The sequence below is a fragment of the Paenalcaligenes hermetiae genome, from assembly GCF_039543645.1.
GTDB lineage: Bacteria > Pseudomonadota > Gammaproteobacteria > Burkholderiales > Burkholderiaceae_B > Paenalcaligenes > Paenalcaligenes hermetiae.
Genome location: NZ_BAABKD010000001.1, coordinates 149,322 through 167,067 on the forward strand (window position 1 = coordinate 149,322; position 17,746 = coordinate 167,067).

The window sequence follows — 17,746 nt, forward strand, 5'->3', positions numbered from 1 at the left end:
AATGATGATTAATGACATTCCAGCCGAAACCACTCTTACCGAGCTTCCTGACCTTGAAAGTCGTTTAAATCCTACCGCTTGCGACCATTTACGGACTTGGCTACGTTTCCAAAGCTGCAACCGCTTGATTGAAAATGAAATTCGTAGTCGTTTACGCAAAGAATTCAATACGACCCTACCTCGCTATGACTTGATGGCACACTTAGAAAAATTCCCTAAGGGTATCAAGATGAGCGATTTGTCGCGTCACATGATGGTAACCAATGGCAACATCACCGGCATTACCGATCAGCTCGTCAAAGATGGCTATGTACAGCGCGTAAAACTACCACAAGACCGTCGTAGCTCCCTGCTTAAGCTCACCGCAAAGGGGCGCGTACACCTGGCAGAAATCAATGCTGCTCACAATGAATGGGTATGTGATCTCTTTGGACAACTTTCTGACCAAACCGTACAAAACATGTTAAGCAGCCTAAACGAGCTCAAAATGCTTTCTCATCTTTTCACAACGCCTAACCCCTAATCAATAAGCTAAAAGCGCGGTAATATAGATCCATCTCTATTATCAACGCTTTTGTAGGTGTGTTATGGCTGTTAATCTTGTTATTCCGCCCCAATCAGAAATCCATGCGGTCAAAGGGGTAAAAATTGGTATTGCCTCCGCTGGTATCCGCAAGGCTGGCAACAAAGACATCACGATTTTTCAGTTTGCCCCGAATACAGCCATTGCTGGCGTATTCACCACCAATCGCTTTAAAGCCGCACCCGTTCAGCTTTGCGAAGCCCATTTGGCCTCTGACAAAGACCCTCAAGCCTTAGTCATCAATACGGGTAATGCTAATGCCGGCACGGGCGAGCCCGGTTTAGTCGATGCGCGTAAAACCTGCGAAACCGTAGCCGAGCTTTTACAACTACGCCCCTCTCAGGTACTGCCCTTTTCCACTGGCGTGATCTTAGAGCCCTTACCCATGGAAAAACTACTTGGTGCCCTACCCGCCGCGGTTGCCGACCTACAGGATAACAATTGGTTTAATGCTGCTTACAGCATTATGACCACGGATACCCAACCCAAAATCCATTCCACACAGCTCCAGCTCGAAGACCAGACCATCACCATTACAGGTATTAGTAAAGGGGCGGGTATGATTCGCCCGAATATGGCCACTATGCTAGGGTTTTTGGCCACAGACGTAGGCATTGCGCCTGACCTACTCCAAGAAATGACACGCGCTATTGCGAACAAATCCTTTAATCGCATCACCATCGACGGTGATACCTCTACGAATGACTCTTTTGTGATCGCCGCTACGGGTCAAAGTGGCATCCATATTGATAGCGTAGCCAACCCGCACTATGCTCAGGTTTTTCAGGCTCTCAAGGAAGCCGCCATCGATTTAGCACAGAAAATTGTGCGCGACGGCGAGGGCGCCACTAAATTCATCACCATTACCGTAGAAAAGGCCGCCACCTCTGAAGAAGCACGAAAAATCGCTTACGCAATTGCTCACTCTCCCTTAGTTAAAACCGCATTTTATGCCTCTGACCCCAACCTAGGTCGGATTTTGGCAGCAATTGGTTATGCCGGTGTCACGGATCTGGATGTCAGCCAGCTCCGCTTATGGCTAGGGGATGTACTGGTTGCCATTGACGGGGGGCGCAATCCCGATTACCTTGAAGCCGATGGCAAACGTGTTATGGAACAAAGCGAGATTCTCGTGCGTGTGGACTTAGCCCGCGGCGAGCACAGTGAAACCGTTTACACGTGTGACTTTTCTCACGATTACGTAAGCATTAACGCTGATTATCGCTCCTAATCCTCACTGCTTTTCCTGCCCTGTAACAACAGGGCAGTAGTGCATATCACTCACGGTGCCATCCTCCCCATTGGGATAGGTGTTTTATTTACCTGGAGACAACACTGTGACGGCTACCGATCTTATTCTCACTCATACTCATAATCATATTGGCTACCTGACTTTAAATCGCCCCCAAGCCTTTAATGCACTTAATATCGAGATGATTCGAGCCATGCAACAGCAGCTCGACGCTTGGCAACACGACCCAGATATTTATGCCATATGTATACGCGGTAACGGCGAAAAAGCGTTTTGTGCAGGCGGAGATATTCGTGATATGTATCACAACCACCTTAAAGATCCGGCCTTAAACGTCACTTTTTTTCAAGAAGAATACGCGCTGGATTACACTTTGCACACGTATAAAAAGCCCGTAATAGTTATTGCTCACCAGCTCGTTTTAGGCGGCGGAATGGGGTTACTCCAAGGCGCTGACTTTAGGGTAATCAGTGAGCAAACACGCTTAGGTATGCCCGAAGTTGCCATCGGCTATTTCCCTGATGTAGGTGCCAGTTATTTTTTATCACGCTTACCGCATCAAGCTGGGGCATATATGGGCATTACGGGTAATACACTCAATGCCACCGACGCGCTCACCGTGGGTTTAGCGGACTACTGCTTACCCCTTTCCCATCTGGCCCATCTGCAACACGAACTAGAACAAATCCACTGGGAGGCAGACGCTTTTGAAACCATTCAACGTCTGCTACTGCAGCAGCCCTCCACACAACCTGATTCTGAACTTAACCCCTATTGGGCGGCTATTGAACAACACTTCCAGCACAACACCGTCACCGATATCGTTGCTTCGCTACAAAATGAATCCCGTCCTGAGTACCAAAACTGGGCACAACAAACCTTAGCCACCATCACCAGCCGCTCGCCTATTGCTATGTGTATGGCTCTAGCATTACAGCAACGAGGCAAGCACATGACACTAAAAGACTGTTTCGATATGGAACTCTATATGGATAGTATTTGGTTTGAGCGAGGCGACATTATGGAAGGCGTTCGTGCCCTGAGCATTGATAAAGATAAAAAACCTGTGTGGAATCCCGCAACGCTAGAGGCGGTCACCCCCGAGAAAATTCAGTCTTTTTTTACTGATTTCAAATAAAAAAAAATGTCAACAGGCTATAACCCGATCAGTATTATCCCCTTATAAAAGCCCATACCCAAACCCACAATATATTGATATTCTAATTAAAAGATCTCATCCCCAATGTAGCAACATCCATTGGGGGGTTACTGTAATACACCATAATTAAACAGTAATTCACTACCCGTAGTATTTGTAGCAGGAGGAGGCGCATGAGTCGCAGTAGCTATGTACACGGCAGTACCCAAGTTGCACTCACCAACCAAACCATTGGTGATTATTTTGATCAAATCGTACAAAAGCAGGCGAACCATGATGCGCTCATCAGTTCTGCTGAAGGCCTGCGTCTCAATTGGCAACAACTACACCAAGCCACTCAAACCTTGGCTGCGGGGCTGCTTACTTTGGGGCTAACCACTGGCGACCGGCTCGCCATTTGGGCACAAAACAGCAGCACGTGGCTTATCACCCAGCTCGCTTGCGCCAAAACGGGGATTATTCTGGTCAATATTAACCCCTCTGCCCGCAGCAGCGAACTAGCACAACAGCTAAATGCCGTGGAAGCCAAGGCCTTATTATTTCAAGCAAAATTCAAAAGCAGTGACTACACCCATATGGTGCAAACGCTGCTGCCAGAGCTTGCCCAAGCCCAGGCGGGTCAACTACAAGCCCAAGCCATCCCGTCATTGCGGCATGTGATCCAAATCGATGATGATGCCCCGACTGGCATGTGGGATTTACGCACGGTCAAACAGCTTGCGCAGCGCGTTTCTGCCGAGCAAGTAAACACCGTTCAGCGCACATTGCATTGCCATCAGCCCTGCAATATTCAATTTAGTAGTGCGCTTGGTACCGAAGCCGCACCGGTCACGCTTAGCCACCACAACATTCTCAATAACGGCTACTTTATTGGCCAGCAGCTTCAGCTCACTCCCGCTGATCGAATTTGTATCCCTGTACCGCTATTTCACTGTTTTGGTATGGTCATGGGTAATATGGCTGCCATCGCCCATGGGGCGACGATGATTTATCCCGATCAAGCCTTTGATCCTGAAAAGGTATTGCATACGATTCACACCGAACGATGCACAGCCTTATACGGGGTTCCGGCTATGTTTGTCAGCCTACTTGATCATCCCATGCTGGCCCAAAGCGATGTTAGCTCCCTACGTACAGGGATTATGGCCGGTGCGCCCTGCCCCATTGAGGTAATGCAGCGCGTCACTACAGAGCTCCATATGCCTCAGGTTGTCATTGCTTATGGCATGACGGAATCTTCTCCTGTTTCTTTTATGAGCTCTGTTCATGACCCGCTTGATCGACGGGTCAGCACCGTGGGTCAGGTTCAACCCCATATCGAGGCCAAAATCCTCGATGAGAATAATCAAATCGTTCCCCTTGGCACTGTAGGTCAGCTTTGTGTTAAAGGCTACCACGTCATGCAAGGCTACTGGCAACGTCCCGATCTTACCCAACAAGTCATTCGCGAAGGCTGGTTATATACCGGTGATTTAGCGCGTTTTGACGAAGACGGCTACTGCCAAATCGTGGGCAATATCAAAGACATGATTATCCGCGGCGGGGAAAACATTTATTTAGCCGAGGTCCACACTTTTGTGCGGCAGCACCCTGCAATTGCCGAACTTATCCTCTTTGGCGTACCCGATCCGCGCATGGGCCAAGAGCTCTGCGCAGCCATTCGCCTACACGAGGGTCATACGCTAGACGCCGATGGCCTTCGTCAGTACTGCCATGGTCAAATCGCCCATTACAAAATCCCTCGTTATGTGTTGTGTTATGACCAATTCCCCAGCGCAGGACCAAATCAATCACTTAAAGATCTGTTAGAAGCAGACGCCATTCAAAAACTCGGTCTCTAGTCCGAAAACTTATACCTAGATTGGGCGACGCTACCAAAGGTCGCACTGTGAGGAAGACATCATGAGCTTAACGTCAACGTTAACGTCAACAGCACCTAACAACGAGGTGGTGTTAGCGTGTCATAACATCAGTCGGTGGTTTGGCGGGTTACACGCCGTCAAGCACGTGACGATGGAAATACGCAAAGGAGAAACCTTAGGATTAGTGGGGCCAAATGGTTCAGGAAAAACCACTACGGTAAATGCCATTACTGGCTTTTTCCCACCCCAAGAAGGTGAGATTCTCTATATGGGGCGCCCTATCCAAAAAATGCGCCCGCATGAAATTGCACAACAAGGCATTGCACGAACTTTCCAGAACGTCGCTCTGTTTAAAGGGATGAGTGTCTTAGACAATATTTTGCTAGGGCGCCATAACTTTATGAAACCCAGTGTATTACGCGCCATGCTCTATTGGTGGTCTGCACAAAAAGAAGAGGTCAGCAACCGCTATAAAGTCGAAGAAATTATCGACTTGCTGCAATTAGAGGATGTGCGCGATGAAATGGTTGACGTAGTGCCACTAGGCACCCAAAAACGGGTCGAGCTCGCCCGTGCTTTGGTCGCTGAGCCTCAGTTCTTGATCCTTGATGAACCCATGGCGGGCATGAACCAAGAAGAAAAAGAATACATGGTTCGCTTTATTTTGGATGCTAAAGAAGCACTGGGTCTCACTATTTTGCTCATTGAGCACCATATGGATGTAGTTACTGCCATTTGTGATCGACTCGTCGTGCTGAATAACGGCGAAAAAATCAAAGAAGGCCAACCGCTTGAAGCCATTAGCGACCCCACAGTTGTCGCTGCCTACATTGGGAGGGTTGATAATGCAGCAGCTTGATGCCCGTGAATTATCGCGCCAGCTCCACCCACACTGGGAGGACACAGACCATTTACTGACGCTACTGGCTGAAAATGCCAAAAATTTTCCTCAGCAAGTCGCCATGCGCGAACGCGACCACGGTATTTGGCAAGAATATACGTGGCAAGACTACCTTGACCATGTCATCGGTTTTGCGGCGGGTTTAGAACAGCTTGGTGTCAAAGAAAATGACATCGTATTGATTTTGGGCGATAACCGACCCGCGTTATATTTCGCCATGTTAGGCATTATTGCCTTGCGTGCCATCCCTTCGCCAGCCTACCCTGACACCACCCCCGAAGAGCTCTCTGGTCAAATCGAACGCGAGCGCATTGCATTTGCGGTGGCCGAAGACCAGGAACAAGTGGATAAACTGCTACATGTAGTCAAAATCCAAGGGGATCAAAGCGGCATTCGCCGTATTATTTATGATGACCCCCGCGGGCTGGAGCAGCAGAACCACCCCCTGACCATCGCGTTTAAAGAGGTGGTTGCCAACGGCCAAGCGCGCCTTAACGCCGAACCCGCGTTATTTAACGACCTAATTAATCGCCCTTCGATTCATGATACGGCGGCGCTCTTGCACTCGTCAGGGACAACCGGCGTCCCCAAAGGAATCCCTCTTAAACACGGCCATATCTTATATGGCGCACGGAATGCGGCGAATGCAGGCTACTTTTCCGAGGGGGAAGTACACATGGCGTATCTCCCCATAGCTTGGGTGGGGGATTTTATTTTCTCCATTGGGGCGGCTTTAGCCTTACGCTTTGTGGTAAATATCCCCGAACGCCAAGAAACCTCTCAGCACGATTTGCGCGAAATTGCCCCCACCTTGTACTTTTGTTCACCACGAGCTTGGTCGAACATGCTGACTCGTATCCAAGTCGGCATTGACGAATCCCCCCCCTTTAAGCAGCGCATGTATCACCACTTTATGAATTTTGCCCTTGAGCTCGAGCGCAAACGACTGAATGGCAAACAACCTTCGTTTGGGCAAAAGCTGTGGTACTGGGTCGGCGAGCAGCTTATTTATGGACCGGTCAAAGACCATCTGGGCTTATCGCGCGTTACCAAGCCCTATACCGCAGGAGAAGCCATCGGAGAAGATGTGTTCTTATTTTTCCGAGCGCTAGGCTTAAACTTGCGCCAATTCTATGGACAAACCGAAAACTGTGCTTTGGCCGCGGCGCAATCCGCTGATGAGGTCAAACTGCATACTGTAGGACGTCCTTTCCCCGGAGTAGAAATCAAAATCAATGATGATGGCGAAATCCTTATGCGGGGAGATAACGTTTTTGACGGCTATTATGAAAAGCCCGAAGACACGGCTGAAACCTTACGCGATGGCTGGATGCACACCGGTGACGCGGGCTATCTCGAAGAGGACGGTCAGCTGGTGGTGTTAGGGCGTGTCTCTGAAGTAGTGTACACCGCCCAAAAAGAGCGCTTTATTCCCACCTATATTGAAAACCGCTTACAGTTTAGTCACTACATTAAAGACGCCTGCATTCTGGGTAAGGATCGTGATTATCTCACGGTCATTATTTGTATTGATTTTCAGGCGGTGGGGCATTGGGCTACAGAAAACGGGGTGCCCTATTCTTCCTATGCCGAGCTTTCTCAGCAGCCCAAAGTCTATGACTTGATTCGTGAACAAATCCTCAAAACCAATCACATGCTCCCAGAGCCATTACAAATCCGTCGCTTTGTGAACTTGCACAAAGAGTTCGATGCTAACGATGGCGAGGTCACGCGCACACGTAAACTGCGTCGCAATGTGATTGACCAAAACTACAAAGCCATTATCGATGCTATCTATAACGGCCACGAATCCATTGAATTTGAAGCTCCTATTGTCTACGAGACTGGGGAAACTGGTGTACTAAAACGCACCCTCCAGATTCAAGACGTGACTAGCAAAAGGAATTAACCATGGCGTATTTCCTCGAACTTTTGATTAACGGTGCGCTAACTGGCTTGATGTACAGCCTCGTAGCGCTAGGGGTGGTGTTGATTTATAAATCCGCCGGGGTACCCAACCTTGCCCAAGGCGCTATGGTGATGTCCGCCGCCTACATTGTTTGGGTTTTAAGCTCCTACGGCGTGCCCATGTTGCTTGCCATTCTGATCGGGGCGATCATCATGTTCATTTTTGGCATGCTCGCCGAGCGCTTTTTACTGCGCAAAATGGTGGGGCAGCCCATCATCATGATCGTGATGTTAACGCTAGGGCTCGAGATTTTCTTGCGCGGCTTTGGTCCAGGTATCTTAGGTGCTGCGCCCAAACAAATCAGCATTGGGGTTTCGCTTGCTCCAATTATCATCGGCGATGTGTTTATCAACCGAATCTATCTTGTGGGTGGTGTAATTGCCTTGTTACTGATCGGGGCATCTGCACTGTTTTTCCGTACTCGCACCGGTACAAAACTGCGTGCGGTATCCGATGACCATATTTCCAGCTGGTCCGTAGGTATTTCGGTAGAGCGTGCCATTGGTGTGTCTTGGGGTATTGCAGGAATTTCAGCCTTGGCTGCTGGGGTGGTCTGGGGCTCTGTACAAGGCGTGGACTGGACCTTATCCGAACTACTTTTCCCTGCGATTGCCGTCGTCATCCTTGGGGGGTTAGACAGTGTGCTTGGGGTGCTGATTGGCGGCCTAATCGTTGGCATTTTAGGCAGTGTTATCCCTGGCTACCTGGACGAAATCGCAGGGGGTGGCACACGCGATGTGGTGACCTCTGTCATTATTTTGCTCACCATCATGTTCCGTCCCTATGGGATTTTAGGTCGCGAAGACATTGAAAGGGTGTAATTATGTTTTATCGTTTATCTGGCATTCACCATACTCGCTATGAAACCGCTCGTCGTCTTTGGCCTATACCCGCAGATCGACGCCAGGTTTGGTTTTTACTCCTACTCGGCCTAGCCGCCCCTTTTGTATTTAGTAATTTTTATCTTACTAGCTACATCATGCCTTGGCTGATTCTCAGTGCGGCCGCCCTTTCCCTGACGCTGTTAATGGGAATTGCTGGTCAGTTGCACTTTGGTTTTGCCTCCGTAATGGCGATAGGGGCTTATACGAGTATTCACCTGACTCGGGCTGGAGTACCTTTAGAGTTCGCCCTGCTTGGTGCCGGCTTGGCCTCGGCACTGATTGGTAGTGTTTTTGGAGCAGCCGCGCTACGCGTCAAGGGGTTATATTTGGTGATGGCGACTTTAGCAATGCAATATCTGGTCGACTGGACCATTATCAACGTGCCCGCCATTAGCGGCGGCGCACAAGCCACGCTGCAAACTCCTGCCAGCACCTTTTTCTTTATCTCCTTAAAAACCGATATGGCGCGCTATTACTTAGCGCTGCTCTGGGTAGTTTTTGTCACGCTATTGATTCTCAATATCAAACGCACCAGTATCGGCCGAGCTCTGGTCGCAGTCCGTGATAAAGACTATGCCGCCGCTGTCATTGGTGTCAACGTTGTACGTTATAAACTGGTCGCCTTTTTTACCAGCTCCTTTTTAGGTGGTGTCACTGGTGCTATCTTGGCCTTCTGCTATTACCAAGCGGTCACCCCCGAGCAATTTAATTTTAATATCTCTGTACAGTTAGTCGCCATGGTACTTGTGGGAGGCTTAGGCAGTGTACTAGGGGCATACTTAGGCGCCGGCTTTGTATTGCTTGTCCCCATCTTACTGACCAACGGTGTGATTCTGCTCTCAGGGATGGGCTGGTTAGATGTATCCACTAACCTTTTAGCACATATCCCACTCATGATTTACGGGGCACTAATCATTGGCTTCTTGCTTTTTGAACCCCTTGGCTTAGGCAAAATCTACGATAACTTCCGTAATTATTTACTGGTTTGGCCTTTCCGCCACTCAAAGCTGTAATTCCTATAACGAAGTAAAAACGATACCTCTAGGAGGATAACGATGAGACAACAGATGAAAAAACTAACCGTGGGCGCCGCTTTAGTCGCTGGCATGCTTTCTTTTGGTGTGGCGCATGCCAAAGACCCCATTAAATTTGCGGCCCCCTTAGACTACACCGCAGTCTATACTTTTTTAACCAATGAGTACGCCCAAGGACAAAAAGACTACGTCACCATGGTCAATGAAAGTGGTGGTATCGATGGGCATAAAATTGAGTATATGACCTCGGATACCGGTAACCAGCCCCAACGCGGTATCGAAGCCTATAACCGTGCCCTACGTGATGGCGCTATTTGGTTTGACTTTCTCAGTACCCCCGTTGCGCGCGCCATGGTCAACCGCGTACTTGATGACAAGGTGGTGATGATTACAGCTTTTCATGGGCGGGGTGATGCCAGTGATGGGGAGACCTTCCCTTATGTTTTTCCTGTGATGTCCACCTATTGGTCCCAAGCTGCTACGCTGATTGATTACATGGAGCAACACGAAGGCGGCTTAAAAGGCAAAAAAGTTGCTCATGTTTATATTGACTCCCCTTTCGGACGCGAGCCCATTCCCGTCTTAGAAAAACTCTCGGATAAGCTTGGGTTTACCTTGCGCACCTTCCCTTACGCCAGCCCAGGTAACGAGCAATCCTCCACATGGTCTGAGGTGCGCCGCTTCCGTCCTGATCAAGTCATTATTTGGGGTGCCGGTGGCGGCCAAGCCGTTTCTGTACGCGAAGCCATTCGTAATGGCATTGCCCCTGAAAAAATTCACTCGGTAGTTTGGCTCGCCGAAGCGGATATGGAATCCGTTGGCAAAGACACCGCCAAAGGCATACGTAAATTTGAAGGCACAGACAACGGTACAAACTCTGCTTTGATTCAAGAAATCATGGCAAAAGTCATCGAGCCAGGTAAAGGATCCGGCCCTAAAGAAAACGTTGGCCGCTCTTACTACAACATCGGTGTTGCTACCATGGCGGTCTCGGTAGAAGCTGCTCGCTTAGCCATGAAAGAATTTGGTGCTCCTTTAGATGGAGAAAAGCTACGCAAAGGCTTTGAGATGATCAAAGACTATGACGCCAATGGTTTACTGCCCCCGCTATCCTTTAGTGAAAAAGATCACCAAGGGGGTGGCTTTGGACGCGTATCCCATTGGGATGGTGAAAAATGGGCACCTTTAAATGAGTGGTCTAACCCCTATCAAGACATTGTCTGGGAGTCCATTCGTCAAGATGCCGCCGCCTTTAAGGAGGGTCGCTAATGCTTAAACTGAGCAACGTGGAGGTGGTCTATGACAAAGTGTTCTTAGCCATTCGCGGTGTCTCATTACAAGTCAATGAGGGCGGCATGGTCGCCCTACTTGGCTCCAACGGTGCGGGTAAAAGCACAACGCTCAAATCCATCAGTGGGCTTCTTGCCCCTGAGCGAGGCGAGGTCACTCGCGGTAGCATTGAGTTTCTAGGGGAAAATATTCTCCCCTACGGTGCACCCAAACGCGTTGGCATGGGACTAGTACACGTCATGGAGGGCCGTCGTATTTTTGGGCATTTGACCCCAGACGATAATTTACTTGCCGCCTATCGTAATGGCGGCTCGCGGGCGCGCTTAAACCAACTGCGCGATATGGTCTATGATTATTTTCCTCGTTTAACCCAATTTCAAAAAACCAAGGCGGGCTACTTATCGGGTGGCGAGCAACAGATGCTTGCCATTGGGCGCGCGCTCATGACCGAGCCCAAGCTCATTATGCTCGACGAACCTAGTCTAGGATTGTCGCCCCGCTTGGTACAAGAGATTTTTGGGATTATTCGTAAGATCAATCAAGAAAATAACATGAGTGTTTTGCTCGTGGAACAAAACGCCGCGGCTGCACTCGAATTTGTCGACCATGCCTACCTGATTGAAAATGGTAATGTGGTCATGAGCGGTGAAGCCAAAGTCCTCAAGGAAAACCCAGATGTGCAGGAATTCTATCTTGGGGGAGCCGATCGGGTGGACTACCATAATGTTAAGCATTATCGACGCCGTAAACGCTGGCTGGCTTAATCCACGCAACAAAAAACCCAAAAGCGAACCACGTATTCGCTTTTGGGCTCAAAGTCCACCACGTTAACTCACTCTTATCGCTACCGCATCATACCGCGGATCAAACTTAATACAGCTAATACTAAAAAGACAAAAAATAGCACTTTCGCAATGGAGGCAGCGCCAGCCGCAATGCCACCAAATCCAAATACGGCGGCTACAATCGCTACAATAAAAAACAATAATGCATAGTTCAGCATAATATCCCCCTATTTATTTTTACCTCCAGCACTCAGGTTGCACTGGAGGACTCCCCCCTACTAATTAGTAAGGGTTGTTATCGTAAAAGTTTTTCACTTCTTTTTCTGCTTCTTCTTTCGTTTTGCCATAACGCTCTTGCACCAAACCGGCTAACTGCTGGGCATCGCCTTTGGCCTGTTCAAACTCGTCATCAGTAATTTTGCCCCATGTTTCGCGAGCTTTACCTTTGAGCTGAGTCCATTTGCCTTCTAGGGTGTCTTTGTTCATAACAAAACTCCTTTACATAGTAATAAAACGGCGCTCATTCGGTCACAACCAAATATGGCCGCATGACTACTACCCTACGCCGATTTGCGCGGCACGGAAGTCGCGAGGCATTTCAAATGTAAGAAAAGTGCTCACGACTTGCCTTGCTACACACTGGTAATGGGAGTTTTCGCATACAAAAGGTTGCATTTGAAGCAGATCAGCAACTGTTGTGATTGGGTCGCAAAATCAGAAAAAAGGCTTGCATTTCAATGGCTTTGCTATTTATAATCATTAATTAGCCAAAATTTAGGCTAAAAAAGACTCAATTATTAGTTAAATTTTTAATAGGAATACCCTATGTACGCGGTGATAAAAACCGGCGGTAAACAGTACCGTGTTTGCGTCGGCCAGAAATTGAAAGTAGAACAGATACCGGCAGACATTGGGCAGGAAATCACGCTAGACCAGGTTTTATCCGTAGGCGAAGGCGATGCACTTAAATTGGGTGCACCCTTTGTTGATGGTGCCAAGGTAACTGCTACTGTTCTTGCACAAGGCCGTCACGACAAGATCAAAGTGTTTAAAATGCGCCGTCGCAAGGGCTATCGTCGCACCCAAGGTCATCGTCAAAACTACACCGAAATTCGTATCGACGCGGTTAACGCCTAACCCCTTAACCACATCGATCACGATCACGGATACAACCCATAGGAGTGCATTACCATGGCACAGAAAAAAGGCGGCGGCTCTACGCGAAATGGACGCGACTCACAGGCTAAACGACTAGGCGTCAAAGTTTACGGTGGCCAAGCTATCCAAGCTGGCTCCATCATTGTTCGTCAACGTGGTACCCAATTCCACCCCGGTACTAACGTAGGCATGGGCAAAGACCACACCTTGTATTCCTTGGTAGATGGTCACGTAAAATTCAGCATCCAAGGCGCTATGAACAAGCGCACGGTCTCCGTTATCGCTGCTGAATAAGCCCTCGTTCAAACACTGAACACCAAAACTGCACCCTTGTAGTCGGAACCTGTGTCCGCTGCAATTGGTGCAGTTTTTTGTTATTAAGCCATATTGCGCATCGGCAAGACGGGGCAAAACGGAAATACGCTACCGGTATATTGGAATAATTATGAAATTTGTAGATGAAGCCACCATTGAAGTCCAGGGCGGCAAGGGCGGAAACGGCTCTGCCAGCTTTAGACGTGAAAAATTTATCCCTAAAGGCGGCCCTGACGGCGGTGACGGTGGGCGCGGCGGCTCCATCTTTGCCGTAGCCGACCGTAACATTAACACCTTAGTTGACTATCGCTATGCGCGCCTACACAAAGGCAAAAATGGCGAGCATGGGCGCGGCTCAGATCAATATGGAGCCGCAGGTGCTGATATTACCTTGCGCTTTCCCGTCGGCACCACCATTTATGATGCCGACACCGGCGAACTCCTTTTTGACCTAGACCATCATGGGCAAACGGTCACCCTAGCCAAAGGGGGGCAAGGCGGGCTCGGTAATCTGCATTTTAAAAGCAGTACTAACCGTGCCCCACGCCAATTTACCTACGGCGAGGAAGGCGAGCAGCGTCGTTTACGCTTAGAGCTCAAGGTTCTAGCGGATGTGGGTCTGCTCGGCTTGCCTAATGCCGGCAAATCCACCTTTATCAGTCAGGTCTCTAACGCGCGCCCGCGTATTGCCGACTACCCTTTTACTACCCTACACCCCAATTTAGGTGTGGTGCGCAGCTCTGCCGCCCATAGCTTTGTGGTGGCGGATTTACCCGGGTTGATTTCTGGTGCCTCCGAAGGCGCAGGACTTGGGCATTTATTTTTACGCCACCTTTCTCGTACCCGTTTGCTGCTTCACATCGTCGATGTCAGTCATTTAGATCCCGAAATTGATCCCATCGAAAAAGCCTGCGCAGATATTGCCGCAATTATTGAAGAACTGCGCTTATACAGCCCAGACCTCTATCAAAAACCACGCTGGCTTGTTTTAAATAAGCTCGATATGGTCGAGGACCCCGACGCCTTCAAAAAAGCACTTGTTGCTCGCTTAGGGTGGACAGGTCCTGTCTTTGGGATCTCCGCCCTAACGGGTCAGGGCACACAGCCTCTGGTTTTACAGATTCAAAGCTGGTTGGATCAGCAAAAAGCCCAAGAGCAACAAGCCATCGATGAGGCTGCACCGGACTTTGAGCCCGATGATCCTCGGTTTAAACCTAACCGTCAAAACATCGATCTTGATCAATAATTGCCAGCTCAACAAGCAAAGCAACGCCTTATTTCGAGTAAAATAAGGCGACTTTGCTTTCTTTTTATGGTTCTTCTATGTCCGACACCGCACAATCTGTAGTCGCCGACTCGCATCGGCTCGTCGTTAAAGTAGGCTCTTCTTTAGTCACCAACCAAGGCAAAGGCATTGATCGTGCTGCTGTAGCGCACTGGTCCGCCCAAATCGCCCAGCTTCATCGCCAAGGCAAACAAGTGGTTCTGGTTTCTAGCGGCGCCATTGCCGAAGGCATTGTTAGACTAGGCTGGCCACGCCGACCTACAGCGATGCACGAACTACAGGCGGCAGCGGCCGTTGGGCAAATGGGCTTGGTGCAAGCCTACGAGGTCGCTTTTGCCGAACACGGCATTCGTACCGCACAGATTCTACTCACACACGAAGACCTCGCTGATCGTACACGCTATCTTAATGCGCGCAGTACACTCTACACGCTATTAAACTTGGGCGTGGTGCCAATTGTTAATGAAAACGACACGGTGATTACCGATGAAATCCGTTTGGGCGATAATGATACGCTAGGCGCTTTGGTCACTAATCTGATCGAAGCGGAATCACTGATTATCCTCACCGATCAAGCAGGCCTTTATAGCGCCGACCCGCGCAATAACCCTCTAGCACGTTTTATTTCTCATGCACAAGCCGGCGACCCGGAACTTGAGCAAATGGCTGGCGGAGCCGGCTCAAATGTGGGTACGGGTGGCATGATTACCAAAATCTTAGCCGCAAAGCGCGCTGCCAATAGCGGTGGCCATACCGTGATCGCCTCAGGCCATGAACCAAATGTCTTAGTGCGTCTGGCTGCCGGTGAGTGCATTGGTACCGAATTACGAGCTGAGCTGCCAATACAATCCGCCCGCCAACGTTGGCTCTCTAGCCATTTACGTGTACGCGGAAAAGTTCGCTTAGATGCCGGTGCCGTCAAAGCCCTTACCGATGGGCATAAAAGCCTACTGGCTATTGGTGTTACTGAGGTCTTAGGGGATTTTAACCGTGGGGACGTCGTCGCTTGCATCGATGCAGACGGCAAAGAACACGGCCGTGGGTTAATCAACTATTCCAGCGCCGATACCCGGCGCATTATGGGGGAGCCTTCCCACCGTATTGCTGATATTCTAGGCTCAATGTCTGATCCTGAGCTCATCCATCGGGATAATATGGTGGTTAACTACCCCTTATAAACGCAAACTACTAAGGAAAAATCATGAAAGTGCTTGTGCTAGGCGCAGGTGTTACCGGTGTCAGTAGCGCCTATTTTTTAGCCAAACAAGGTCACAGCGTTACGGTGATTGATCGTTTAGATGCTCCAGCCATGGAAACCAGCTTTGCGAATGCAGGGCAGGTATCATTTGGTTATGCCTCACCCTGGGCAGCGCCCGGTATCCCCTTAAAAGCCGCAAAATGGCTTTTTGCTGAGCACCCTCCTTTTAGTTTTCGTCCTGATGGTACCTTGTTCCAGCTTAAATGGATGCTACAAATGTGGGCTAACTGCACGGCTAGCAGATATAAAATCAATAAAGAGCGCATGGTGCGCATTGCAGACTACAGCCGTAAGTGTTTGGCCCAATTACGCGAAGAAACCGGCATACAATACGAAGCGCGCCAAAAAGGCACCCTACAATTATTCCGCACCGCAGAACAAATGGAAGCGGCAGCGGCCGATATGCGCGTACTCGAAGAAATGGGAGTACCTTTTGAGCTTTTACAACGCGATCAACTTTCCACCCCCGAGCCAGCCTTAGCGCTAGTAAAAGACAAGTTTGTAGGAGGCCTACGCTTACCCGAAGACGAGACCGGTGATTGCCATCTTTATACACAAAATCTGGCTCAATTAGCGACAGAACTAGGTGTAGAGTTTCATTTCAATGAGTCCATTCAGCAAATCCAACGTCAGGGGGACACGATCACTGGGGTTATTAGTAATAACCGACTGATTACCGCAGATGCCTATTTGATCTGCTTAGGCTCCTGGTCTACCCGTCTGATGCGTAATATTGCTCCCATTCCAGTGTACCCACTAAAAGGCTATTCCATTACTGTACCCATTGACGAGCCTGACTATGCGCCTCAGTCCACTTTGCTAGACGAAACCTATAAAATTGCCCTAACACGCTTTGATCAGCGTATTCGCGTTGGTGGCATGGCCGAGGTCGCTGGTTTTGATAAAACCCTTAACCCAAAACGCAAAGCTACCCTATTAATGGTGCTTAACGACTTATTTCCCAAAGCCAGCAAAGAGAAGCAGAATGTGAGTTTCTGGACGGGCTTGCGTCCCAAAACCCCCGACAGCACCCCCATTATTGGCCAAGGTCCTGCTAAAAACCTATATTTGAATACAGGCCATGGCACACTCGGGTGGACCATGAGCGCCGGTAGTGGACAACTGATTGCCGACATTATTTCCGGCAAAGAGCCTGCCATCCGCGTTGACGATTTAAACCTAAGCCGCTATTAGCTATTCGATACGTACGGGGGCACTAAACATATATCCCCATTTGTGCACAGAACGGATGGGGATGGCAACCCCCTCTAAGCTGCCTTTACGCTTGAGACGACTAATTATGACTCCTAGTCGGTTATGTGCGATCACAGGATCGCTGGTGTCCTCCTCTCCATCATTTAACGCGCGCAAAATCTGTTGATGTGAGGCCCGTTTATCCGGCTGCCGACATAATTCTAATAACAAGAACCGCTCGGTAGATGTTAGTGTTATTGAACGACCATCGGGGCTAAATAACTGCCAACCCTCGTTAGCTAAAGCCCACATAGGATCAGGCGGAGAGAACGACTTCGCTGAAGAAACTTTCGTCACATCTAACATAGGCACTGATACCCTGATTCGTCGTAATAGACTAGAAAATTTCGCAGCCCATAGCTCAGGACTGTCTGTACCAATGCAGTATGCGTCTACTCCACCATACAAAAATGGCAATAAAGTAGCCTCGTCCCAAACAGACTGCACAATCACCAAGGGCACATAAGGATCCTGTGCTCGCAAACGAGCAATTAGACTCAAAGCACCTTTTAAGTGTGCAGAAAGTAGAAAAATTGCCGGGGAAAACTGACCATGATTTTTTCTTTGTGTGGATGTGAGGGCTTGAAATAAGGCTTTGTGGTCAGATAACACTTGGAGCTGGAAACCCGTCGCTTCAAGCGCTTGTTGATGAGCCTGATAGATTTGCTCCATTTCAGCCTGTTCAGCACCATACCAGTAAAGAGTTGGAATACACTGTGCCAGCATTTCCCCATCCTTTTTTACCAAATGAACCCAT

At 49.1% G+C, this 17,746-nt stretch carries 18 protein-coding genes; 15 read left to right on the forward strand and 3 right to left on the reverse strand.

Translation table 11 applies throughout. From position 1 onward, the window contains the following. The first annotated feature begins 1 nt into the window (after position 1). The 10 genes from ABD980_RS00720 (at position 2) to ABD980_RS00765 (ending at position 11,698) form a co-directional block, all read left to right on the forward strand. Positions 2-523 (forward strand): MarR family winged helix-turn-helix transcriptional regulator, encoded by a 522-nt coding sequence (locus ABD980_RS00720; protein WP_300647175.1) that lies wholly within the window; start codon positions 2-4, stop codon positions 521-523. Positions 524-587: 64 nt separating this feature from the next. Further along, positions 588-1,814, forward strand: coding sequence for a bifunctional glutamate N-acetyltransferase/amino-acid acetyltransferase ArgJ (gene argJ, locus ABD980_RS00725; protein WP_300647174.1), 1,227 nt, complete (start codon positions 588-590; stop codon positions 1,812-1,814). Between the two features lie 106 nt (positions 1,815-1,920). Further along, a complete protein-coding gene (locus ABD980_RS00730; RefSeq protein ID WP_300647173.1) occupies positions 1,921-2,973 on the forward strand; it encodes an enoyl-CoA hydratase/isomerase family protein in 1,053 nt (350 codons plus the stop codon). Positions 2,974-3,167: 194 nt separating this feature from the next. Continuing rightward, positions 3,168-4,835 carry an AMP-binding protein gene (locus tag ABD980_RS00735; protein WP_345368896.1) on the forward strand — a complete coding sequence of 556 codons (1,668 nt, stop codon included), beginning with the start codon at positions 3,168-3,170 and terminating at the stop codon, positions 4,833-4,835. A gap of 61 nt (positions 4,836-4,896) precedes the next feature. Continuing rightward, entirely contained in the window at positions 4,897-5,715 is an 819-nt protein-coding gene (locus tag ABD980_RS00740; RefSeq protein WP_260650027.1) for an ABC transporter ATP-binding protein, read from the forward strand. Then, positions 5,702-7,666 (forward strand): AMP-dependent synthetase/ligase, encoded by a 1,965-nt coding sequence (locus ABD980_RS00745; protein ID WP_300647169.1) that lies wholly within the window; start codon positions 5,702-5,704, stop codon positions 7,664-7,666. Before ABD980_RS00740 ends, ABD980_RS00745 begins: the two co-directional genes overlap by 14 nt. 2 nt (positions 7,667-7,668) lie before the next feature. Beyond that, positions 7,669-8,547, forward strand: coding sequence for a branched-chain amino acid ABC transporter permease (locus ABD980_RS00750; protein WP_260650025.1), 879 nt, complete (start codon positions 7,669-7,671; stop codon positions 8,545-8,547). Positions 8,548-8,549: 2 nt separating this feature from the next. Continuing rightward, positions 8,550-9,623 carry a branched-chain amino acid ABC transporter permease gene (locus ABD980_RS00755; RefSeq protein ID WP_300647168.1) on the forward strand — a complete coding sequence of 358 codons (1,074 nt, stop codon included), beginning with the start codon at positions 8,550-8,552 and terminating at the stop codon, positions 9,621-9,623. Between the two features lie 42 nt (positions 9,624-9,665). Continuing rightward, positions 9,666-10,913, forward strand: coding sequence for an ABC transporter substrate-binding protein (locus tag ABD980_RS00760; RefSeq protein WP_300647167.1), 1,248 nt, complete (start codon positions 9,666-9,668; stop codon positions 10,911-10,913). After that, the gene (locus ABD980_RS00765; protein WP_260650022.1) at positions 10,913-11,698 is read left to right on the forward strand and encodes an ABC transporter ATP-binding protein; all 786 of its coding nucleotides are present in this window, start codon (positions 10,913-10,915) and stop codon (positions 11,696-11,698) included. The genes ABD980_RS00760 and ABD980_RS00765 overlap by 1 nt, the downstream gene beginning before the upstream one ends. A gap of 80 nt (positions 11,699-11,778) precedes the next feature. On the opposite strand, the gene ABD980_RS00770 is transcribed toward ABD980_RS00765, so the two are convergent. Next, positions 11,779-11,937, reverse strand: coding sequence for a DUF1328 family protein (locus ABD980_RS00770; protein ID WP_260650021.1), 159 nt, complete (start codon positions 11,935-11,937; stop codon positions 11,779-11,781). Positions 11,938-12,001: 64 nt separating this feature from the next. After that, positions 12,002-12,205 carry a CsbD family protein gene (locus ABD980_RS00775; RefSeq protein WP_300647166.1) on the reverse strand — a complete coding sequence of 68 codons (204 nt, stop codon included), beginning with the start codon at positions 12,203-12,205 and terminating at the stop codon, positions 12,002-12,004. A 339-nt stretch (positions 12,206-12,544) separates the two neighbouring features. Between ABD980_RS00775 and rplU the strand changes: the two genes are divergently transcribed. The 5 genes from rplU to ABD980_RS00800 all read left to right on the forward strand — a co-directional run bounded on the left by rplU (position 12,545) and on the right by ABD980_RS00800 (position 16,929). After that, positions 12,545-12,856 (forward strand): 50S ribosomal protein L21, encoded by a 312-nt coding sequence (rplU, locus tag ABD980_RS00780; RefSeq protein ID WP_260650019.1) that lies wholly within the window; start codon positions 12,545-12,547, stop codon positions 12,854-12,856. A gap of 54 nt (positions 12,857-12,910) precedes the next feature. Next, the gene (gene rpmA / locus ABD980_RS00785; RefSeq protein ID WP_260650018.1) at positions 12,911-13,171 is read left to right on the forward strand and encodes a 50S ribosomal protein L27; all 261 of its coding nucleotides are present in this window, start codon (positions 12,911-12,913) and stop codon (positions 13,169-13,171) included. A gap of 151 nt (positions 13,172-13,322) precedes the next feature. Next, positions 13,323-14,438: a GTPase ObgE gene (gene obgE / locus ABD980_RS00790; protein ID WP_300647165.1), complete on the forward strand. Its 1,116-nt coding sequence runs from the start codon at positions 13,323-13,325 to the stop codon at positions 14,436-14,438. 77 nt (positions 14,439-14,515) lie between these two features. Then, on the forward strand, positions 14,516-15,655 hold the full coding sequence (gene proB / locus ABD980_RS00795; RefSeq protein ID WP_300647164.1) for a glutamate 5-kinase: 1,140 nt from the start codon (positions 14,516-14,518) through the stop codon (positions 15,653-15,655). 23 nt (positions 15,656-15,678) lie between these two features. Then, the gene (locus tag ABD980_RS00800) at positions 15,679-16,929 is read left to right on the forward strand and encodes a D-amino acid dehydrogenase (protein WP_300647163.1); all 1,251 of its coding nucleotides are present in this window, start codon (positions 15,679-15,681) and stop codon (positions 16,927-16,929) included. On the opposite strand, the gene ABD980_RS00805 is transcribed toward ABD980_RS00800, so the two are convergent. Then, positions 16,930-17,715: a winged helix-turn-helix domain-containing protein gene (locus ABD980_RS00805; protein WP_345368906.1), complete on the reverse strand. Its 786-nt coding sequence runs from the start codon at positions 17,713-17,715 to the stop codon at positions 16,930-16,932. Between the last annotated feature and the right edge of the window lie 31 nt (positions 17,716-17,746).

Excerpts from the sequence above, each read along its gene's own strand:
- ABD980_RS00770 (WP_260650021.1), bottom strand. The coding sequence starts at position 11,937 with ATGCTGAACTATGCATTATTGTTTTTTATTGTAGCGATTGTAGCCGCC.
- ABD980_RS00740 (WP_260650027.1), top strand. The coding sequence starts at position 4,897 with ATGAGCTTAACGTCAACGTTAACGTCAACAGCACCTAACAACGAGGTG.
- proB (WP_300647164.1), top strand. The coding sequence starts at position 14,516 with ATGTCCGACACCGCACAATCTGTAGTCGCCGACTCGCATCGGCTCGTC.
- ABD980_RS00765 (WP_260650022.1), top strand. The coding sequence starts at position 10,913 with ATGCTTAAACTGAGCAACGTGGAGGTGGTCTATGACAAAGTGTTCTTA.
- argJ (WP_300647174.1), top strand. The coding sequence starts at position 588 with ATGGCTGTTAATCTTGTTATTCCGCCCCAATCAGAAATCCATGCGGTC.
- ABD980_RS00755 (WP_300647168.1), top strand. The coding sequence starts at position 8,550 with ATGTTTTATCGTTTATCTGGCATTCACCATACTCGCTATGAAACCGCT.
- ABD980_RS00720 (WP_300647175.1), top strand. The coding sequence starts at position 2 with ATGATGATTAATGACATTCCAGCCGAAACCACTCTTACCGAGCTTCCT.
- ABD980_RS00750 (WP_260650025.1), top strand. The coding sequence starts at position 7,669 with ATGGCGTATTTCCTCGAACTTTTGATTAACGGTGCGCTAACTGGCTTG.
- ABD980_RS00775 (WP_300647166.1), bottom strand. The coding sequence starts at position 12,205 with ATGAACAAAGACACCCTAGAAGGCAAATGGACTCAGCTCAAAGGTAAA.
- ABD980_RS00735 (WP_345368896.1), top strand. The coding sequence starts at position 3,168 with ATGAGTCGCAGTAGCTATGTACACGGCAGTACCCAAGTTGCACTCACC.
- ABD980_RS00760 (WP_300647167.1), top strand. The coding sequence starts at position 9,666 with ATGAGACAACAGATGAAAAAACTAACCGTGGGCGCCGCTTTAGTCGCT.
- ABD980_RS00745 (WP_300647169.1), top strand. The coding sequence starts at position 5,702 with ATGCAGCAGCTTGATGCCCGTGAATTATCGCGCCAGCTCCACCCACAC.
- rplU (WP_260650019.1), top strand. The coding sequence starts at position 12,545 with ATGTACGCGGTGATAAAAACCGGCGGTAAACAGTACCGTGTTTGCGTC.
- ABD980_RS00805 (WP_345368906.1), bottom strand. The coding sequence starts at position 17,715 with ATGCTGGCACAGTGTATTCCAACTCTTTACTGGTATGGTGCTGAACAG.
- obgE (WP_300647165.1), top strand. The coding sequence starts at position 13,323 with ATGAAATTTGTAGATGAAGCCACCATTGAAGTCCAGGGCGGCAAGGGC.
- rpmA (WP_260650018.1), top strand. The coding sequence starts at position 12,911 with ATGGCACAGAAAAAAGGCGGCGGCTCTACGCGAAATGGACGCGACTCA.
- ABD980_RS00800 (WP_300647163.1), top strand. The coding sequence starts at position 15,679 with ATGAAAGTGCTTGTGCTAGGCGCAGGTGTTACCGGTGTCAGTAGCGCC.